This is a genomic window from Hydrogenophaga sp. NFH-34 (assembly GCF_021401345.1).
Lineage (GTDB): Bacteria > Pseudomonadota > Gammaproteobacteria > Burkholderiales > Burkholderiaceae_C > Hydrogenophaga > Hydrogenophaga electricum.
Genome location: NZ_JACBGE010000002.1, coordinates 143595 through 162487, shown reverse-complemented (window position 1 = coordinate 162487; position 18893 = coordinate 143595). Strand labels below are relative to the sequence as shown.

Sequence of the window (18893 nt, the reverse complement as noted above, 5' to 3'; positions counted from 1 at the left end):
GGAATGCGGTCAGTTTGTGGCACGCGGCGGGCGCCGGAGGTCACTGGATCCAGGCGGTACCCGCGCGAATCGCTCATTCTACCCAGCGCCCATCAGGGCGTGCCGCAGGGGCTGGTCGGGGGCAGGGCGGGGTTCCCGCACGGCCGCGATGCGCTGCACAAAACGCGCGGGCTGATCGAGAAAACCGTCTTCGTAGGCCACCACGCGCAGCGCGGCGCAGGCGCGCAGCAGTTCGCCGGGCGCCAGCAAAAAATCCGGTCGCGAAGGTTTGCCGACGGTCTGGTTGCCGGCCGCGAAGGTTTCGTAGATCAGCACGCCCCCTTCCGCGATGCTGTCGACGAGGGTAGGCAGCAGCGGGCGCCACAGGTAGTTGGTGACCACCACCCCGCCAAACCGCTCGCCGGGCAACGGCCAGGGGCCGTTTTCGATGTCGGCCTGCACGATGCGCGCGCCGGCCTCGGCCAGTGGACGGGTGTTTTCCACGGCTTCGGCCGATCGGTCCACGCCCGTGACGGGATGGCCCTGTGCGTGCAGCGCATAAAGATGCCGCCCGGATCCACAGGCCACGTCCAGCACGGCGCTGCCGGCCGGAATCAGGTGGCACCAGCGCCGGACCCAGGCCGATGGCGGGGACAGGGGCTGCGGCGGCTGCACCGCCAGGGCGTTCAAAAGCAGCTCCAGAGCTGATCGGCCAGGTTCACCATGAAGTCCGGCTGGCGGTACAGCGCCAGCGTGGCGGCCAGCGCTGCGGCCACGGCCAGCCACACCAGCACCTGGGTGGCGCGCGGCTTCATGCGGAAGCCGCGACCCGCTGAGGGCCGCGCCGGATGGCCGACTCGCGCACCGGCAGGTTGATCAGCGCGGCAAACACCCCCAGCGCGATGGCGATGTACCAGACGACGTCGTAGCTGCCCGTGCGGTCGTAGAGCAGGCCGCCGAGCCACACGCCCATGAAGCTGCCGATCTGGTGGCTGAAAAACACGAACCCGCCGAGCATGGACAGGTGCGCCACGCCGAAGATCTGCGCCACCACGGCGTTGGTCGGCGGCACGGTGGACAGCCACAGCACACCCATGACGGCCGAGAACACATACACGCTCATCGGTGTCAGTGGCGCCCAAAGGAACACCAGGATGACCACGGCACGCGCCAGGTAGATGAATGCCAGGATGTGGCGTTTGGCCAGGCGCTGGCCGAGCACGCCGGCGGCATAGGTGCCGAAGACGTTGAACAGACCGATCAGCGCCAGCGCGTAGCTGGCCACCTGGGGCGACAGGCCGTGGTCCTTGAGGTAGCTGGGCATGTGCACGCCGATGAACACCACCTGGAAGCCGCAGACGAAGTAGCCCGCCATCAGCAGCTGGAAGCTGCGGTAGCCGAAGGCCTCGCGCAGGGCCTGCACGATGGTCTGCTCTCGGTGCTGCGCCGCACCCGTGCCGAAGCCGGGTTCACGCAGGTACAGCGACAGCGGCATGATCAGCAGGGCCGCCGCCGCGAGGACGAGCAGCGCCTGCTGCCAGCCGAAACCGCTGATCAGCCAGCCTTCGACCGGCACCATGAGGAACTGGCCGAAAGAGCCGGCCGCCGCGGCCACGCCCATGGCCCAGGAGCGGCGTTCGGCCGGGATCTGGCGCCCGATCACGCCATAGATGACCGCATAGGTGGTGCCGGCCTGGGCCGCGCCGATCAGCACCCCGGCGGTCAGCGAGAACAGCAGCGGCGTGGACGACAGGGCCATGCCCATGAGGCCGAAGGCGTACAGGACCGCGCCCACCAGCAGCACGCGGAACGCCCCGAAGCGGTCGGCCGCCATGCCGGCGAAGATGCCGAAGAGGCCCCAGGACAGGTTCTGGATCGCCAGTGCGAAGGCAAAGGTTTCCCGGGTCCAGCCCTGGGCTTGGGTGATCGGTTGCAGCCACAGGCCGAAGCCGTGGCGGATGCCCATCGACAGGGTGACGATGGCGGCGCCGCAGGCGAGCACCTGCATGGCAGACAGCCGCTGAGGCGCGGCGGAGGAAGCGGAAGTGGCGGACATAGCCGGCAAATGTAGCCAATCCGTCCGGAATCGGCATGCACCTGCGCGTCTCAGGGTCATGAAATCACTGCGGGCGATTGATGATCCGCCGGCATCAACGCAGGAGTTCGCCTTTCGTGTGCATTTTTGATCTGTGCTTTCATACAGTGTTTTGTGCGGGGCACCTTACAATCCGCCGCCATGGCAACCCAATCAAGCGACTATTCCGAAGGCTCCATCCGCGTTCTCAAAGGGTTGGAGCCGGTCAAGCAGCGGCCGGGCATGTACACCCGTACCGACAACCCGCTGCACATCATTCAGGAAGTGCTGGACAACGCCGCCGACGAGGCGCTGGCCGGGTTCGGCAAGAAGATCAAGGTCACGCTGCATGGCGACGGCTCGGTCAGCGTGGAAGACGACGGGCGCGGCATTCCGTTCGGTCTGCATCCGGAAGAAAAGGCCCCGGTGATCGAACTGGTCTACACCCGGCTGCACGCGGGCGGCAAGTTCGACAAGGGCAAGGGCGGCGCCTACAGCTTTTCAGGGGGGCTGCACGGCGTGGGTGTGAGCGTGACCAACGCCCTGTCGAGCCGGCTGGAAGTCGCCAGTTTCCGCGAAGGCCGGGTGGCGCGCCTGGCCTTTGCCGGTGGCGACGTGATCGAGCCGCTGGTGGTGGTGCCCAAGGGCGAGGGCGATCGCCGGCAGGGCACCACGGTGCGCGCCTGGCCCGACGCCAAATACTTCGACGCGGCCACGCTGCCGCTGGGTGAGCTGACCCACCTGCTGCGCAGCAAGGCCGTGCTGATGCCGGGTGTGCAGGTGACGCTGGTCAACGAAAAGACCCGCGACACCCAGAGCTGGCAGTACAAGGGCGGGCTGCGCGACTACCTGCAGCAGACGCTTACCACCGACCCGGTGATCCCGGTGTTCGACGGCGAAGGTTACGCCGACAGCAAGGACGACACGTTCGCCGAAGGCGAGGGCGCGGGCTGGTGTGTGGCGTTCACCGAAGACGGTGCGCCGGTGCGCGAGAGTTACGTCAACCTCATTCCCACCAGCGCGGGCGGCACCCACGACAGCGGTCTGCGTGACGGCCTGTTCCAGGCGGTCAAGAGCTTCATCGAGCTGCACGCGCTGCTGCCCAAGGGCGTGAAGCTCCTGCCCGAGGACGTGTTCGCGCGGGCTTCGTACGTGCTCAGCGCCAAGGTGCTGGACCCGCAGTTTCAGGGCCAGGTCAAGGAAAAACTCAACTCCCGCGACGCGGTGCGCCTGGTGTCCAATTTCGTCAAGCCGGCGCTGGAGCTCTGGTTGAACCAGCACGTCGAATACGGCAAGAAGCTGGCCGAGCTGGCCATCAAGGCGGCGCAGACGCGCCAGCGCGCCGGGCAGAAGGTCGAGAAGCGCAAGGGTTCGGGCGTGGCCGTGCTGCCGGGCAAGCTGACCGATTGCGAGAGCCGCGACATCGCCCACAACGAGCTGTTCTTGGTCGAGGGCGACTCGGCCGGCGGCAGCGCCAAGATGGGCCGCGACAAGGAGTGCCAGGCGGTGCTGCCGCTGCGCGGCAAGGTGCTCAACACCTGGGAGGTCGAGCGCGACCGCCTGTTCGCCAACACCGAAATCCACGACATTTCTGTGGCCATCGGCGTCGACCCGCACGGGCCGGCCGATTCACCGGACCTGAGCGGCCTGCGCTACGGCAAGGTCTGCATCCTGAGCGACGCCGACGTCGACGGCTCGCACATCCAGGTGCTGCTGCTGACGCTGTTCTTCCGCCATTTCCCCAAGCTGATCGAGGCCGGGCACGTGTACGTGGCGCGGCCGCCGCTGTTCCGGGTCGACGTGCCGGCGCGCGGCAAGAAGCCCGCCAGCAAGCAGTACGCGCTGGACGAGGGCGAGCTCAACGCCATCCTCGACAAGTGCGCCAAGGACGGGGTGCCGCGCGAGAAGTGCCAGATCAGCCGCTTCAAGGGGCTGGGCGAAATGAACGCCGAACAGCTGTGGGACACCACGCTCAACCCCGACACGCGCCGCCTGATGCCCGTGGCGCTGGGCGCGCTCGACTTCGCCGGCACCGAGGCCCTGATCACCAAGCTCATGGGCAAGGGCGAGGCGGCGGCGCGGCGCGAACTGATGGAGCTGCACGGCGATTCGGTGGAGGTCGACGTCTGATGCGCCACCTGGCGCGCTCGGGGGCTTGCCTGCTGGCGCTGTGGCTGGCCCTGGCCGGACCGGCGTCGGCCCAGGTCTGGGGTTTTGTGGACCCGCAAGGGGTGCCGCACTTTGCCGGTGAACGCGTGGATGCGCGCTACGCCCTGCTGTACGCGGGCGATGCCGACGTGGGTGCGGCCGAGGGGGCTGCGGCAGCCCCGGCGCGCCTGCTGGCCACGTTCGAGGTGTCCATCGCCTACAAGGCCGTGCGCCACCTGATGCGCGAAGCCGCGGCCGCGGCCGGGCTCGAATACGAACTGCTCAAAGCCGTGGTGGCGACCGAGTCCGGCTTCGATCCGCAGGCCGTGAGTCCGCGCGGGGCCATCGGTCTGATGCAGCTCATGCCCGACACCGCGAGCCGTTTCGGTGTGCACGCCACGGCCCGGCAGCCGGTGCCCGCGCGCCTGACCGACCCACGCACCAATCTCCAGGCCGGGGCCCGCTACCTGGCCTGGCTGCTGCGCCGCTTCGACGGCCAGACCGAGCTGGCGCTGGCCGCCTACAACGCTGGCGAAGGCGCGGTGCAGCGCTACGGCAACCAGATTCCGCCCTTTGCCGAAACCCAGCGCTACGTGCGCACGGTGTCCCGCTTGCACCAGTTGCTGCGCCCGCCGGCCACCGGGCCGGCCGACACCACCGCCTCCCTGCGGGAGCGCCCCGGCCGCGTGAGCGCGGTGCTGCCGGCACCGGCCGGGGCGGCCTCCCTTTCTGCTTTTCTTCACTGACCGATGGACACCCTCATTCCCGATCTTTCCGCGCCCGCGGGCGGCGACGCCGGTGACGACAACCTGGCCAGCTACGCCCAGCGGGCCTACCTGGAATACGCCCTTTCGGTGGTCAAGGGCCGCGCGCTGCCCGACGTGGCCGACGGCCAGAAGCCGGTGCAGCGCCGCATCCTCTACGCCATGGACCGCATGGGCCTGGGCTTTTCCGGCAATACCGCGGCCAAGCCGGTCAAGAGCGCCCGTGTGGTCGGCGACGTGCTCGGCAAGTACCACCCGCACGGCGACAGCGCGGCGTACGACGCGCTGGTGCGCATGGCGCAGGACTTTTCCCAGCGCTACCCGCTGATCGACGGCCAGGGCAACTTCGGCAGCCGCGATGGCGATGGCGCCGCTGCCATGCGCTACACGGAAGCGCGCCTGTCCAAGATCACCGGGCTGCTGCTGGACGAGATCGACCAGGGCACGGTGGACTTCATGCCCACCTACGACGGCTCGTTCGAAGAACCCAAACAGCTGCCCGCGCGCCTGCCGTTCAACCTGCTCAACGGCGCCAGCGGCATCGCCGTGGGCCTGGCCACCGAGATCCCCAGCCACAACCTGCGCGAGGTCGCCGATGCCTGCGTGGCGCTGGTCAAAAACCCCAGGCTCAGCGACGAGGAACTGCTGAGCATCCTGCCCGGACCGGATTACCCCGGTGGCGGCCAGATCATCAGCCCGGCCGGCGACATCGCCGACGCCTACCGCACCGGCCGCGGCAGCCTCAAGGTGCGCGCGCGCTGGAAGATCGAAGACCTGGCGCGTGGCCAGTGGCAATTGGTGGTGAACGAGCTGCCGCCCGGCGTGAGCAGCCAGCGTGTGCTCGAAGAGATCGAGGAGATCACCAACCCCAAGGTCAAGGCCGGCAAGAAGGCGCTGACCCAGGACCAGACCCAGCTCAAGGCCAGCATGCTGATGGTGCTCGACGCGGTGCGCGACGAGTCGAGCAAGGACGCGCCGGTGCGCCTGGTGTTCGAACCCAAGAGCAGCCGCATCGAGCAGCAGGAGCTCATCACCGCGCTGCTGGCCCACACCAGCCTGGAAAGCTCGGCGCCGATCAACCTGACCATGATCGGGCTCGATGGCCGGCCGACGCAGAAGAGCCTGCGCCAAATGCTGGAGGAGTGGATCGAATTCCGCCAGACGACGATCATTCGCCGCAGCCAGCACCGCCTGAACAAGGTGCTGGACCGCATCCACATCCTCGAAGGCCGGCAGCTGGTGCTGCTGAACATCGACGAGGTGATCCGCATCATCCGCCACAGCGACGAGCCCAAGGCTGCGCTGATCGAGGCGTTCAAACTCAGCGATCGCCAGGCCGAGGACATTCTTGAAATCCGCTTGCGCCAGTTGGCCAAGCTTGAAGCGATCAAGATCGAGCAGGAACTGAAGGAGCTGCGCGAAGAGCAGGGCAAGCTCGAAGACATTCTGGCCAATCCGGCGAGCTTGAAGCGCCTGATGGTCAAGGAAATCGAGCAGGACGCCAAGACCTTCGCCGACCCGCGCCGCACCCTGATTCAGGCCGAGAAGAAGGCCGTGGCCGAGATCAAGGTGGTGGACGAGCCGGTCACGGTGGTGATCTCCAGCAAGGGCTGGGTGCGTGCGCGCACCGGCCACGGCCACGAGGCCGCCAGCTTCGCCTTCAAGGCCGGCGATGGCCTGTACGGCACCTTCGAGTGCCGCACAGTGGACGTGCTCATCGTTTTCGGCACGGCACAGAACGGTGTGGGTCGTGTGTACAGCGTGCCGGTGGCCAGCCTGCCAGGGGGGCGTGGCGATGGCCAGCCGATCACGACGCTGATCGATCTGGAAGCCGGCACCCAGCCCGCGCACTACTTCGCCGGCCCGGCCAACGCCACGCTGCTGCTGTCGGGCACCGGCGGTTACGGCTTCCTGGCGACGGTCGAGAACCTGGTCTCGCGCCAGAAGGCGGGCAAGGCCTTCATCAGCGTGGGCGAGGGCGAAACCATCTGCGCGCCCTCGCACGTGGCCCACAGCTCGGGCAGCCAGCCGCTGGTGCCCGCGACACACGTGGCCTGCGCCTCGACCGGCGGGCGCATCCTGACCTTCGAGATCGGCGAACTGAAGCTGATGGAGAAGGGTGGTCGTGGCCTGATGCTGATCGACCTGGAGGACAAGGACACGCTGGCTGGCGCCTGTGCCTACACGCGCAGCATCCGCATCGACGGCATCGGCCGTGGCGGCAAGGAGCGCGACGAGACGCTCGAAATCCGCAGCCTCAACAACGCCAAGGCCGCGCGGGCACGCAAGGGCAAGGCGGCCGACCTCGGCTTCAAGCCGCAGCGCATCACCCGGGTGGAATGAGCATGGCGTTCAGCGGTGCCAGCGTGGTGATCATGGCCGTGGGCTTTGCGCTTGCGTTCGGGGCGGCGCGGCTTGCCGTCCGGTGGCTCAGGGCGCGGCGCGAGGCCCGTGCGGCGGAGCAGGCCCGCGAGGCCCTGGCGCAACAGAGCCGGCAGGTCCGGCGGGCCGCCGCGCGCCGACAAAAGCACTGACGCGGGCGGGGCCTGGGCGCAGCCCGCAGAATGGTGGTTCACGGAAAGGACGGCCATGAAATCACTGGGCAAACGCGCTGACGGCGAGCGGCTGGACCGCATGAAGGGCTCGCCGCAGTGGCGCGGCGAGGGCTTTCACAACGTCTACCCGGTGGCGCCGGGGCTGCGCGACCCGGGTGTGCCCTTTCCGGGCCTGACCGATTTCCTGTGTGGCGGCGAGCGCCGCGTGCCCACCGCGCCGCTGCCCGCCGTGAACCCGCTCGAAGGCTGGCGCCGGGCCCCGCAGAGCGGTCTGCGGGCCACCTGGCTCGGGCATTCGACGGTGCTGATCGAGATTGGCGGCAAACGCCTGCTGACCGACCCGGTCTGGGGGCCGCGCGCCTCGCCGTCCACCCTGGTTGGCCCCAAACGCTTTCAGCCCGTGCCGCTCAAGGTCAAAGAACTGCCGCCGGTGGACGCGGCCCTGGTCTCGCACGACCACTACGACCACCTGGACTACCCCACGGTGCGCGAGCTGAACAAGCGCGGGGTGCCCTTCGTCACCTCGCTCGGCGTCGGCGCGCACCTGCAGGCCTGGGGCGTGCCGGCCGAACGCATCACCGAGCTGGACTGGTGGGAGAGCCACCGCCTGCCGGGCAGCGAGGTCACCGTCACCGCAGCGCCTTCGCAGCATTTTTCCGGGCGCGGCCTCAAGGACCGCAACGCCACGCTGTGGTCCTCGCTGGTGATCCGGTCCGATCGGCACAGCGTGTTCTTCAGCGGCGACACCGGGCTGACCGACGCCTACGCCGAGATTCGCCAGCGCCTGGGCCCATTCGATCTGGTGATGCTGGAGATCGGCGCCTTCCACCCCGCCTGGGGCGACATCCACCTGGGGCCCGAAAACGCGATGAAGGCGCATGCCCTGCTCGGTGGGGGCGTGCTGCTGCCGGTGCACTGGGGCACCTTCAGCCTGGCCATGCACGCCTGGGACCAGCCGGCCGAGGTGTTGCACGCGCTGGCCGAGAAACACGATGCGTCGCTGCTGATGCCCCAACTGGGCCAGGCGGTGGAGCCCGCACATGTGGAACGCACCGACCCGTGGTGGCGGCGCGTCGAGATCAAAGCCGGCCCAGTGCCGGCCGCCGAGCCCGATCACCCGCCCAAGAACCTGCCCAAGGCCCTGCAGTGGCCGCTGGACTGAATACACCGTCTGCTGCCAATGACCGCACCCCGACCTGTCTTTGGACCTCACCTCAAGAGCTTCCCTTCGGCGGGCGCGCCACTCGTTCGCGAGCAGATCCCGGCGCAAGCCTGGAATCTGCTGTGTGGCGACCTGCCGCTGCCGCTGGCGGTGCTCAAACAGTCCGCCCTGCGGCACAACCTGCACTGGATGCGCGACTTCTGCGCGCAGCGCGGGCTGCATCTGGCACCGCATGGCAAGACCAGCATGTCGCCCGAGCTCTGGCAGATGCAGCTTGACGCGGGCGCCTGGGGCATCAGCTTTGCCACCGTGTTCCAGGCCGCCGTCGGCGCGCGCCATCGGGTGCCGGTGCTGCTGATCGCCAACCAGGTGATCCAGCGTGCCGAGCTCGACGCGCTGGCGGCGCTGCACGCCGAGCGGCCCGATCTGCGTTCGATGTTCCTGGTGGACGCGGTCGGGCAGGTCGACGCCATCGAGGCTTGGGCCGCCAGCCGGTCGTTCCAGGGCCGCTTCGAGGTGCTGCTGGAACTGGGCATCGCGGGCCAGCGCACGGGCACCCGCACGGCGGACGAGGCGCGGCAGACGGCCGCGCGCATCGCTGCCAGCCCGGTGCTGCAGCTCGTGGGCATCGAGTGCTACGAAGGCACGACCGCCCACTGCGACCACGCCAAAGACAGCGCCACCGTGCAGGGCCTGATGGACCGGGTGGATGCCATCGCGCGCGAAGCCATTGCGCAAGGCTGGTTCGGCCGCGACGAGATCATCCTCACCGCGGGCGGCTCGGCCATCTTCGACCTGGTGGCCGAACGCCTGCAGCCCGACCTGGGCCGCCCGGTGCGCGGCGTGCTGCGCTCGGGCTGCTACCTCACGCACGACCACCAGCGCTACACGCGCTACCTGTGTTGTGTGGGCGAGCGCCTGAACCTGAAGGAAACCCTCCAACCGGCGCTGGAGCTGCTGGCCTGCGTGCAAAGCCAGCCCGAACCCGGTCTGGCGCTGCTGTCCATGGGCAAGCGCGACGTCGCCCACGACCTGGACTTGCCGCAGCCTGTGTGGCGGTCCGATGCCCTGGGCGGTGCGCCACAGCCGGTGCCGGCCCACTGGCGCATCGACGCGCTCAACGACCAACATGCCTATCTGCGCTTCGACGCGAGCGCGCCCCCGGCCGAATGGCCACATCTCGGCGAGACGGTGGCCAGCGGTACATCCCACCCCTGCACCACCTTCGACAAGTGGCGCTGGTTGCCGCTGGTGGACGACGGCTACTGCGTGGTGGATGCCGTCAGCACCTGGTTCTGAACGCGTGCTGCGCGCCGGCAGCGCTTCAGCCTAGGTGGGCGAGGAGGCCCTGCAACGCGGGCGACAGCGGCCTCGGCACCGTTTGCCGCAGCAGGGTGTCCAGCGGCTCGCGCTGCGCCGCGAAGGACAGGTGCGCGTCGAAGTAGCGGCGGCCTGCCAGTCCGCGATCGCGTGCCCGTCCGGGGTCCAGCAGCAGGCGGTCCAGCAGCGTGGCCAGGCTGGCAGGCGTCGCCACCTCCAGCGCTCCGGCGGCCACCAGGGGCTGCAGGGCCGGGACGGCGCTGGCGATCACCGGCACACCCATGGCCAGCGCGTCGCTGATTTTGGCCGGCATCTGCCACCGCGCGGGGCCGTACGACAGGTCTTGCATGAGGACACAGGCGTCGGCGGCGGCCACGATGGCCGGGGTGCGCCCGAAGGGCTGGTTGCCCAGCAGGTGCACCCGGATCCCGGGCACCGCGAGCAGCGCGGCCTGGAGGTCGGGGTCGGGAAACTCGCCGACCACGGTGAACACCGCGTTCGGGCAGCGCAGCGAGGCCATGGCGTGCGCCGTGTGCAACAGACCTTTGTGTGCCCGGGGTGTGCCGAAAAACAGCACCACCCGCGCGCCGGCGGGCAGATCGAGCGCGGCGCGGCCGCGTTGGCGGGTGGCTTCGTCCGCCGGGCCGACCGAACCGTCGCGGGCGTGCGCGAGAAGGTGCCCGCCATAACGCTGCTGCAGCGCCGGATTGGACACGGTGACGGCATCGAAGTCCCGGGCATGGCCGACCGCGATGCGGGTCCAGTCGGCACCGCGCAACTCGTGCCATGGGGGCAACGCACCGTGTGTGGCCACGTACCCGTCCAGGGTGATTGGTGTGGGGTCGCCGACGAAGCTCAGTTCCTCGTCGTCGATGTCCATCAGCACCGTGGTGGACCAGCGCTGCTTGTAGAGCAGGCCCAGCACCAGGTTGGGGCCGCGGGGCTTGGACAGGTGCAGCAGGCGGCAGGGGTGGTGTTCGACAAAATGCCGGGCCTGCCGCACGAAGGCGCTCCAGTCATCGACCACCAGGGCCTGGAGCGGCAGGGCGGTGTCGCGGATCGGTTCCCAGAGGTGGGCGTGGGTGGCGCCGTCCAGGCAACCCATGAGCCCGGTCGGTGCGGCCTGGGCATGCAGTTCCGCCAGGGTGTGGGCGCGGCCGGCCGCGTTGTGGCCCAGGTCCCATCCGCAGACCCACTGCGCGCACCCGGCCGGGGATGGGGCGGGCGTCGGGGGGGGATCCACGGAGGTAGGGCCGCGATCAGCGGGTTTCCGGCGGGGGCAGTGGCTCGCCGATGGCGTAGAAGTGCCCGCCTGCCACGTGGTGCAGGCTGCGCAGATCGGGCGGGGCGGTTTCGAAATGCCAGCGCCCGTTGAAAAAGACGCGGTCGTCGGCCCAGGCGCTGACTACCTCGGCCAGGATCAGGTCGTGCGGGCCGGCAACGTGTGCGGTCGCCGGCAGGACCCGGCACTCCATCCAGGCGATGGCCCCTTGCACCAGCGGGCAGCCCGTCAGCGGCCCGGGCTCCCAGGCCACCTGGCAACGGTCGAGCTTGTCGGGGTGGTCCCGACCACTCTCGTTGCCGACCGCCCGCACCAGCCCGGCCTGGGCCGCGCAGGGCACACAGAGGCTGAGCGCGCCGCTGGCTTCCACCAGGGGGCGGGTGAGGGTGGCCTTGTCGATCACCACCGCGACTTTCGGCGGCTCGAAATCCAGCGTCATGGCCCAGGCCGCTGCCATCACGTTGGCGCGGTCGCCGTGCCGGCTGCCCACCAGCACGGTGGGGCCGTGGTTGAGCAGACGGCTGGCCCGGTCGAGGGGAACGGGATGCATCGCCATAGGCCGCGCCGGTGTGCCGCGTTCAGGCCAGCTCGGCGATCAGCTCGATTTCCACGCAAGCGCCCATCGGGATCTGCGCGACGCCGAAAGCGCTGCGGGCGTGTGCACCGATGGCCGGGCCAAAAACCTCGCCGAAGAGTTCGCTGGCGCCGTTGGTGACCAGGTGCTGTTCGGTGTAGGTGGGCGTGGAATTGACCAGGCTCATCACCTTGACGATGCGCTTGACGCCGTCAAGGTCGGTGCCGGCCGCGCGGGCCGCCGCTTCCAGCGTGCCCAGCAGGTCGATGGCGATGGCACGCGCCGCAGCCTTGCCTTCGTCGGTGGTGGTGTTCAGGCCGAGCTGCCCGGTCCAAGGCTTGCCGTCCCGCTTGGCGATGTGGCCGCTGATGAAGACCAGCTTGCCGGTCTGCACGAAGGGCACGTAGGCCGCAGCCGGCACGGCCACGGGGGGCAGGGCAATGCCGAGTTGGTGGAGTTTGTCGTAGACGCTCATGGAAGATTCCTGGTGTGCGGTGGGCGCCCTCGGTCGGGGCTCGGAAGCGCGATGGCTGCGGGCCATTCTATCGGGGGGCAGGCGGTGATCCGGGGCTGTCGCGGACGGTCCGGCACCCGGGGACAGGGCGTCGTCAGGCCGTGCTCAGAGCGTGGTTGGATAATCGCGCCTTTGCCCAACACAATCAACGAAGGAGATTCGTGATGATCACCACCCCCAGCGGCCTGCAATATGAAGACACCGTGATCGGACAGGGCGAGGTGGCCCAGGCCGGCCGCCCGGTGCAGGTGCACTACACCGGATGGCTGTTCCAGGACGGCGTGCAAGGCGCCAAGTTCGATTCCAGCAAGGACCGTGGCCTGCCGTTCGAGTTTCCCCTGGGGGCTGGCCATGTCATCAAGGGCTGGGACGAAGGCGTGCAGGGCATGGCCGTGGGTGGCACGCGCCGCCTCGTGATTCCGCCGCAGCTGGGTTATGGCGCACGCGGGGCCGGTGGCGTGATCCCGCCCAACGCGACCCTGCTGTTTGAAGTGGATCTGCTCGCCGTCTGATCGCCGCGCGGCCCGCTTCTGGAGACACGTTCATGACCTCCCTGTTTTCCCGCGCCCCGCGCGCGGTCCTGCCCATCCTGGGCCTGCTGGCGCCGGCGCTGGCCCGCGCCGCCGACCTGGACGGCAGCCAGCTGTCGGTGATGTGGGGCGTGCCGTTTGCCGGCATTCTGCTGTCCATCGCCCTGTTCCCGCTGCTGGCGCCGATGTTCTGGCACCACCACTTCGGCAAGATTTCGGCGGCCTGGGCGCTGGCGTTCCTGCTGCCTTTCGCCATCGTGTTCGGCCCGGGTGTGGCCGGGGCGGGCATCGTGCACGCGCTGTTGGCCGAGTACATCCCCTTCATCATCCTGCTCACCGCGCTGTTCACCGTGGCCGGAGGCATCTACATCCGGGGCAATCTGCGTGGCAGTCCGGGGCTGAACACAGCCATCCTGGCCATCGGTGCCGTGCTGGCGAGCTTCATGGGCACGACCGGTGCGTCGATGCTGCTGATCCGCCCGCTGATCCGTGCCAACGACAACCGCAAGCACGTGGTGCATGTGGTGGTGTTCTTCATCTTCATCGTCAGCAACGCCGGCGGTTCGCTCACGCCGCTGGGCGATCCCCCGCTGTTCCTGGGCTTCCTCAAGGGGGTGGATTTCTCGTGGACCTTCATCCACATCCTGCCCGACACCGCGCTGCTGGTCGGTGCACTGCTGGCGATCTTCTACGCCATGGACTGGTGGTACTTCCACCGCCGCGAAGAAATCCGGCCGGTCGATCCCACGCCAGCAGACGAAAAGTTCGGCTTCGATGGTCGCATCAATTTCGTGCTGCTCGGCTGCGTGGTGGGGCTGGTGCTGATGAGCGGCCTCTGGAAGTCCGACGTGGTGTTCGACATCGCCGGTACCCACGTCGGTCTGCCGGGCCTGCTGCGCGATATCGGCCTGCTCGTTGTGACCGTGGTCTCGCTGCAGGTCACGCCAGGCAGCGTGCACGCGGACAACCAGTTCAACTGGGCACCGATGCAGGAAGTGGCCAAGCTGTTCGCCGGTATTTTCCTGACCATCATTCCCGTGATTGCCATGCTCAAGGCCGGGGTGGAAGGGCCCTTCGGCGCCATCGTGAAGGCGGTGACCAACCCGGACGGGTCGCCCAATCCGGCGGCCTATTTCTGGGCCACCGGCATCCTGAGTTCGTTCCTGGACAACGCGCCGACCTACCTGGTGTTCTTCAACACCGCCGGTGGCGACCCGCAGGTGCTGATGACCACGCTGGCACCCACGCTGGCCGCCATCTCGGCCGGCGCGGTGTTCATGGGGGCCAACTCCTACATCGGCAACGCGCCCAACCTGATGGTCAAGGCCATCGCCGAAGACCGGGGCGTCAAGATGCCCAGCTTCTTTGGCTACATGCTCTGGTCGGGCGCCATCCTGCTGCCGCTGTTCGCGGTGATGACCTGGGTGTTCTTCCTGTGATGCGGGGGCAACTGGCATGAGCGCGCGTCCCGCCATCCTCGTGGCCCGGGCCGTCTTCCCCGAGGTGATCGACAAGCTGCGGCTGCACTTCGAGGTGGAAACCACGCCCGACGGCGTGGCCTGGTCGCCGGCCGAACTGCGCGAACGCCTGCAGGGCAAGGTGGGCGTGCTCACCACCGGCAGCGAACGCATCGACGGCGCGCTGTTGGCGGCGTGCCCGCAGTTGAAGGTGGTGGCCAATCTGGCCGTCGGCCACAACAACTTCGATCTCGAAGCGATGACCAGCGCCGGCGTGCTGGGCACCAACGCGCCCGACGTGCTGACCGAAACCACGGCCGATTTCGGTTTCGCGCTGCTCATGGCCACCGCCCGCCGTGTCACCGAGAGCGAGCACTACCTGCGCGCCGGGCGGTGGAAGCAGTGGTCGCTGGACCTGTTCGCCGGGGCCGAGGTGCATGGCAGCACCCTGGGCATTCTGGGCATGGGCCGCATCGGCCAGGCCATCGCGCGCCGTGGCGCGCTCGGTTTCGGCATGCCGGTGATCTACCACAACCGCTCGCCCCTCTCGCCCGAGCAGGAGGCCCGCGTCGGCGCCCGCTATGTGGACCGCGACACGCTGTTCGCCCAGGCCGATCACCTCGTGCTGGTGCTGCCCTACACCCCGGCGGCGCACCACACCGTGGGCGCGGCCGAACTCGCCCGCATGAAACCCACGGCCACGCTCATCAACATCGCGCGGGGCGGCATCGTCGACGAGGATGCGCTGGTGGCGGCGTTGCGCGAGCAGCGCCTGGCCGCGGCGGGGCTTGACGTGTTCGAGGGCGAGCCGGCCGTCAATCCCGCGCTGCTGACCGTGCCCAACGTGGTGCTCACGCCCCACATCGCCAGCGCCACGCGGCCCACGCGCCTGGCCATGGCCACCCTGGCGGCCGACAACCTCATCGCCTACCTGACCGAAGGGCGGGCGCTGACCCCGCTGAACCCGCAGGTCATCGGCCGGCACTGAGTTGCCCCACCCGCTGCGCGGGTGGCGGCAGGCGCCGATAATCTCGCCCCATGAACGAGATGTGGTGGCTGTGGGTGGTGCTGGCGTTGCTGCTGGTCAACGGGTTGATCGGGGTGGCGCTGTGGCTCCGCAAGCCGCCGGTGGACGACCAGGCGCTCGCGCGTCAGCAGCAGCTGCTTTCGCAGTTGCAGAGCCTGGGCCAGCAGAGCACGCAGCGCATCGAGCGTGTTGAAAGCGAGTTGCGGCGCGAGATCGGCGAGAACGCGCGCGGTGGCCGCCAGGAGGTGCAGCAAACCCTGGCCACCTTCCAGGAAACCCTATCGCGCCAGGGGGCGGAAGCCACCCGCACCCAGAACGCGCAACTCGACGCCTTTGCCCAGCAACTGCTGCAGTTGCGTGGCACGCTGGGGGACACCCTGACGCAGCAGTTGCAGGCGATCAGCCTGGGCATCACGCAGCAGGCGGCCGAGGCGACGCGCACACAGAACGCGCAGATCGACGCTTTTGCGCAGCAACTGGTGCAACTGCGTGGCACGCTGGGCGACACGCTCACGCGCCAGTTGCAGGACCTGAGCGAGGCCAACGCACGCCGCCTGGCCGAGGTGCGCGCCACGCTGGAACAGCAACTGGCCCAGCTGCAGCAGAGCAACGCCGGCAAGCTCGAAGAGATGCGCGCCACGGTGGACGAAAAGCTGCACGCCACGCTGGAGGCCCGTCTGGGCGAGAGCTTCAAACAGGTGGCCGACCGGCTGGAACAGGTGCACCGGGGGTTGGGGGAAATGCAGACCCTGGCGCAAGGGGTGGGCGATCTCAAGCACCTGCTCACCAACGTGAAGACGCGCGGCATGTTCGGCGAGACCCAGCTCGCGGCTTTGCTGGAACAGGTGTTTGCGCCCGAACAGTATGCCGCCCAGGTGGCAACGCGGCCGAACAGCCGCAACGTGGTCGACTTCGCCATCCGGTTGCCCGGACGCGGTGACGACGGCGCGCCCTGCTGGCTGCCGATCGACGCCAAGTTTCCTAACGAGGACTACGAGCGCCTGCTCGATGCCCAGCAGCGCGCCGACGCCGAAGCCGCCGAGATCGCGGCGCGCGCCCTGGAGCAGCGCATCCGGCTGGAGGCGCGGTCGATCGCCGACAAATACCTGGAGCCGCCGCACACCACCGACTTCGCCATCCTGTTTCTGCCGACCGAAGGCCTCTATGCCGAGGTGCTGCGCCGGCCCGGCCTGATGGAGGCCCTGCAGCGCGACCACCGCGTCACGCTGGCCGGGCCGACCACGCTGATGGCCATGCTCAATTCGCTGCAGATGGGCTTTCGCACGCTGGCGCTGGAAAAGCGCAGCAGCGAGGTCTGGCAGGTGCTGGGCGCGGTCAAGACCGAATTCGGCAAGTTTGGCGATGTCTTGGCGAAGGTGAAGAACCAGACCCAGACGGTGCTCAACAGCCTGGATGCGGCCGAGGTGCGCAGCCGTGCCATGGGGCGGGCGCTCAAGTCGGTCGAAGCGCTGCCGCAGGACCGCGCGCAGGCACTGCTGCCGCCCGAGCAGGCCGACCCGCAGAGTGACGCTTGAGCCGCTCGCTGCTGCCGTCGCTGGTGCGCCTGATCGGGTCGCAGGTCTGTGTGCACGGGTGCATGACCGGCTTTCGCATGGCCGCGCCGCTCATGGCCTTGCGCGAGGGGCACAGCGCCATCGCGGTGGGCGTGCTGCTGGCGCTGTTTTCGCTGGCGCAGGTGGTGCTGTCGCTGCCGGCCGGGCGCTACGCTGACCGCCACGGACTCAAGCGACCGCTGCGGGTGGCCGTGGTGGTGGCCGTTGCCGGGGGGGCTTTGGCCGTGGCCTGGCCGGTGTTCGGGGTGCTGTGCCTGACCGCGCTCACCAGTGGCGCCGCGGCGGGTCTGGCCGTGATCGCTCTGCAGCGCCATGTGGGCGCGCTGGCCAGCAGCCCGGCCGAGCTGCGCCAGGTGTTCAGCTGGTTGGCGCTCGGGCCGTCGGTGTCGAACTTCCTGGGCCCGTTCGTGGCCGGTCTGCTGATCGATGCGGCCGGGTTTCGCGCCGCCTATCTGCTGCTGGCCCTGTTGCCGCCGCTCGCGCTGTGGTGGGTGAGGCCGGTCGCCGAGCTGCCGGCCAGCCCGCGCCCGGCCGGGGCCGCGCGCTCGTCGTCGTGGACGCTGCTGCGCGAGCGGGGGTTCCGCGATCTCATGCTGGTCAACTGGCTGCTGTCGTCCTGCTGGGATGTGCACACCTTTCTGGTGCCGGTGATCGGCCACGAGCGGGGGCTGTCGGCCACGGTGATCGGCAGCATTCTGGGCGGCTTTGCACTCGCTGCCACCGCCATCCGCCTGCTCATGCCCTGGATCGCGGCGCGCCTGCACGAGGCCCAGGTGATCACCGTGGCCATGGTGGCGACGGCGGCGCTGTTCGCGGTGTATCCCCTGGCGCCGTCGGCCTGGACCATGGCCGCCCTGTCGGTGTTGCTTGGGCTGGCGCTGGGCTCGGTGCAGCCGATGGTGATGAGCACCCTGCACCAGATCACGCCCCGGCACCGGCATGGCGAAGCGCTGGGCCTGCGTTCGATGGCGATCAACGCGTCCAGCGTGGTCATGCCGTTGCTGTTCGGGTCTGCCGGGGCCCTGGTGGGGGTGGGGGCGGTGTTCTGGAGTGTGGGGGGGCTGGTTGGGGTGGGCGCGCCGCTGGCCTGGCGACTGCCCCGGCCGGCGGCCGACCCCGAACGGGTCAGGGGCGCTGGGTCGGGCACCGCGGGGCCGCGTTGATCGCAGCGTCGTCGTCGTCCGCCAGCGTTTCGTGGTCCGGCAGGCGGAAGCCCAGACCCCGCAGATAGGTGTCGAGCACGCGGGTGCCAGTGTTCACCAGGTCGAAGGCCTCGGACTGCAGCAGCCAGTTCTGGATCAGGCCGTCGATCATCACATGCATGCCCAGGGCCGCTGTGGACACGGGCATGGCCAGGTGCACGCGCTGTCGGGCCGCAGCAGCGGCCAGCGCCTGTTCGGACTGCTGCATGCAATCGTTGCGCACCCGCAGGTGCCGTTCGCGGACGGCGGACATTTCGGTGGTGTATTCCACCTGGTGGGTCGCCACCTCGAACACCCGGCGGGTCTGTTCATCGGTCGCCACGCGGCGCAGGGCCGTCCGCATCATGAGGCGCAGCGCCCGCACCGGGTCGTCCACGCGGTCGGCGCTGGCCCCCAGGCAGGCCAGGGCTTCCTCCAGCGGCAGCGAAACCCGCTCCATCATGGCGTTGAACAGGTCGGCCTTGTCCTTGAAATGCCAATAGATCGCCCCCCGCGTGGTGCCTGCGGCCACCGCAATATCGTTGAGCGACGTGTTGGAAACCCCTTTGTGCTGGAATAGCGTCTCGGCCGCATCAAGCAGCCGGTGCCGGGTGGCTTCGGCATCCGCCTTGGTTCGTCGGACCATGGCATACCTCCTGCATCGGTCATCAGCGTGTCGTCGAATTTCCCCAGAATATACATACATTCAAGAACGTATGTATACTCCGCCGCTTTGCCAGACCCGGGTCCTC

Annotated in this window: 18 protein-coding genes; 11 read left to right on the top strand and 7 right to left on the bottom strand. The window is 68.9% G+C overall.

What is annotated here, in order from left to right; genetic code table 11:
* Window positions 1-78: 78 nt before the first annotated feature.
* From L0977_RS02675 to L0977_RS02670, 3 genes are read right to left on the bottom strand one after another with little or no spacing between them, the layout of a single operon-like run.
* Window positions 79-669, bottom strand: coding sequence for a class I SAM-dependent methyltransferase (locus L0977_RS02675; RefSeq protein WP_234263152.1), 591 nt, complete (start codon window positions 667-669; stop codon window positions 79-81).
* Window positions 666-794, bottom strand: coding sequence for a hypothetical protein (locus L0977_RS25380; RefSeq protein ID WP_267966304.1), 129 nt, complete (start codon window positions 792-794; stop codon window positions 666-668). Before L0977_RS25380 ends, L0977_RS02675 begins: the two co-directional genes overlap by 4 nt.
* Window positions 791-2035: an MFS transporter gene (locus L0977_RS02670; RefSeq protein WP_234263150.1), complete on the bottom strand. Its 1245-nt coding sequence runs from the start codon at window positions 2033-2035 to the stop codon at window positions 791-793. Before L0977_RS02670 ends, L0977_RS25380 begins: the two co-directional genes overlap by 4 nt.
* Window positions 2036-2215: 180 nt before the next feature.
* Between L0977_RS02670 and L0977_RS02665 the strand changes: the two genes are divergently transcribed.
* Genes L0977_RS02665 through L0977_RS02640 form a run of 6 tightly spaced genes read left to right on the top strand, consistent with a single transcriptional unit; the run spans window position 2216 to window position 9981 of the window.
* The gene (locus L0977_RS02665; protein ID WP_234263149.1) at window positions 2216-4183 is read left to right on the top strand and encodes a DNA topoisomerase IV subunit B; all 1968 of its coding nucleotides are present in this window, start codon (window positions 2216-2218) and stop codon (window positions 4181-4183) included.
* Window positions 4183-4947, top strand: a complete 765-nt coding sequence (locus L0977_RS02660; protein WP_234263148.1) for a lytic transglycosylase domain-containing protein — start codon at window positions 4183-4185, stop codon at window positions 4945-4947. Before L0977_RS02665 ends, L0977_RS02660 begins: the two co-directional genes overlap by 1 nt.
* A gap of 3 nt (window positions 4948-4950) precedes the next feature.
* On the top strand, window positions 4951-7308 hold the full coding sequence (gene parC, locus L0977_RS02655) for a DNA topoisomerase IV subunit A (RefSeq protein WP_234263147.1): 2358 nt from the start codon (window positions 4951-4953) through the stop codon (window positions 7306-7308).
* A 2-nt stretch (window positions 7309-7310) separates the two neighbouring features.
* A complete protein-coding gene (locus L0977_RS02650; RefSeq protein ID WP_234263146.1) occupies window positions 7311-7499 on the top strand; it encodes a hypothetical protein in 189 nt (62 codons plus the stop codon).
* A gap of 55 nt (window positions 7500-7554) precedes the next feature.
* Entirely contained in the window at window positions 7555-8682 is a 1128-nt protein-coding gene (locus L0977_RS02645; RefSeq protein ID WP_234263145.1) for an MBL fold metallo-hydrolase, read from the top strand.
* Window positions 8683-8700: 18 nt separating this feature from the next.
* The gene (locus tag L0977_RS02640) at window positions 8701-9981 is read left to right on the top strand and encodes an alanine racemase (protein WP_234263144.1); all 1281 of its coding nucleotides are present in this window, start codon (window positions 8701-8703) and stop codon (window positions 9979-9981) included.
* Window positions 9982-10006: 25 nt separating this feature from the next.
* Here the strand turns inward: L0977_RS02640 and L0977_RS02635 are convergent, their stop codons facing one another.
* From L0977_RS02635 to L0977_RS02625, 3 genes are read right to left on the bottom strand one after another with little or no spacing between them, the layout of a single operon-like run.
* Entirely contained in the window at window positions 10007-11245 is a 1239-nt protein-coding gene (locus L0977_RS02635; RefSeq protein ID WP_234263143.1) for a glycosyltransferase family 4 protein, read from the bottom strand.
* Window positions 11246-11261: 16 nt separating this feature from the next.
* The gene (locus L0977_RS02630) at window positions 11262-11840 is read right to left on the bottom strand and encodes a flavin reductase family protein (RefSeq protein WP_234263141.1); all 579 of its coding nucleotides are present in this window, start codon (window positions 11838-11840) and stop codon (window positions 11262-11264) included.
* A 22-nt stretch (window positions 11841-11862) separates the two neighbouring features.
* Window positions 11863-12333 (bottom strand): RidA family protein, encoded by a 471-nt coding sequence (locus tag L0977_RS02625; protein ID WP_234263139.1) that lies wholly within the window; start codon window positions 12331-12333, stop codon window positions 11863-11865.
* A gap of 203 nt (window positions 12334-12536) precedes the next feature.
* On the opposite strand from L0977_RS02625, the gene L0977_RS02620 reads away from it, so the two are divergent.
* From L0977_RS02620 to L0977_RS02600, 5 genes are read left to right on the top strand one after another with little or no spacing between them, the layout of a single operon-like run.
* A complete protein-coding gene (locus L0977_RS02620) occupies window positions 12537-12884 on the top strand; it encodes an FKBP-type peptidyl-prolyl cis-trans isomerase (protein WP_234263137.1) in 348 nt (115 codons plus the stop codon).
* A gap of 32 nt (window positions 12885-12916) precedes the next feature.
* Entirely contained in the window at window positions 12917-14341 is a 1425-nt protein-coding gene (locus L0977_RS02615) for a sodium:proton antiporter (RefSeq protein ID WP_234263136.1), read from the top strand.
* Window positions 14342-14357: 16 nt separating this feature from the next.
* Window positions 14358-15347, top strand: coding sequence for a 2-hydroxyacid dehydrogenase (locus tag L0977_RS02610; protein ID WP_234263134.1), 990 nt, complete (start codon window positions 14358-14360; stop codon window positions 15345-15347).
* A 50-nt stretch (window positions 15348-15397) separates the two neighbouring features.
* Window positions 15398-16921, top strand: coding sequence for a DNA recombination protein RmuC (rmuC, locus tag L0977_RS02605; protein ID WP_234263132.1), 1524 nt, complete (start codon window positions 15398-15400; stop codon window positions 16919-16921).
* Window positions 16918-18123 (top strand): MFS transporter, encoded by a 1206-nt coding sequence (locus L0977_RS02600; RefSeq protein WP_442786602.1) that lies wholly within the window; start codon window positions 16918-16920, stop codon window positions 18121-18123. Before rmuC ends, L0977_RS02600 begins: the two co-directional genes overlap by 4 nt.
* On the opposite strand, the gene L0977_RS02595 is transcribed toward L0977_RS02600, so the two are convergent.
* Window positions 18086-18787: a TetR family transcriptional regulator gene (locus L0977_RS02595; protein ID WP_234263131.1), complete on the bottom strand. Its 702-nt coding sequence runs from the start codon at window positions 18785-18787 to the stop codon at window positions 18086-18088. The two genes, L0977_RS02600 and L0977_RS02595, sit on opposite strands and share 38 nt — an antisense overlap.
* Window positions 18788-18893 lie beyond the last annotated feature (106 nt).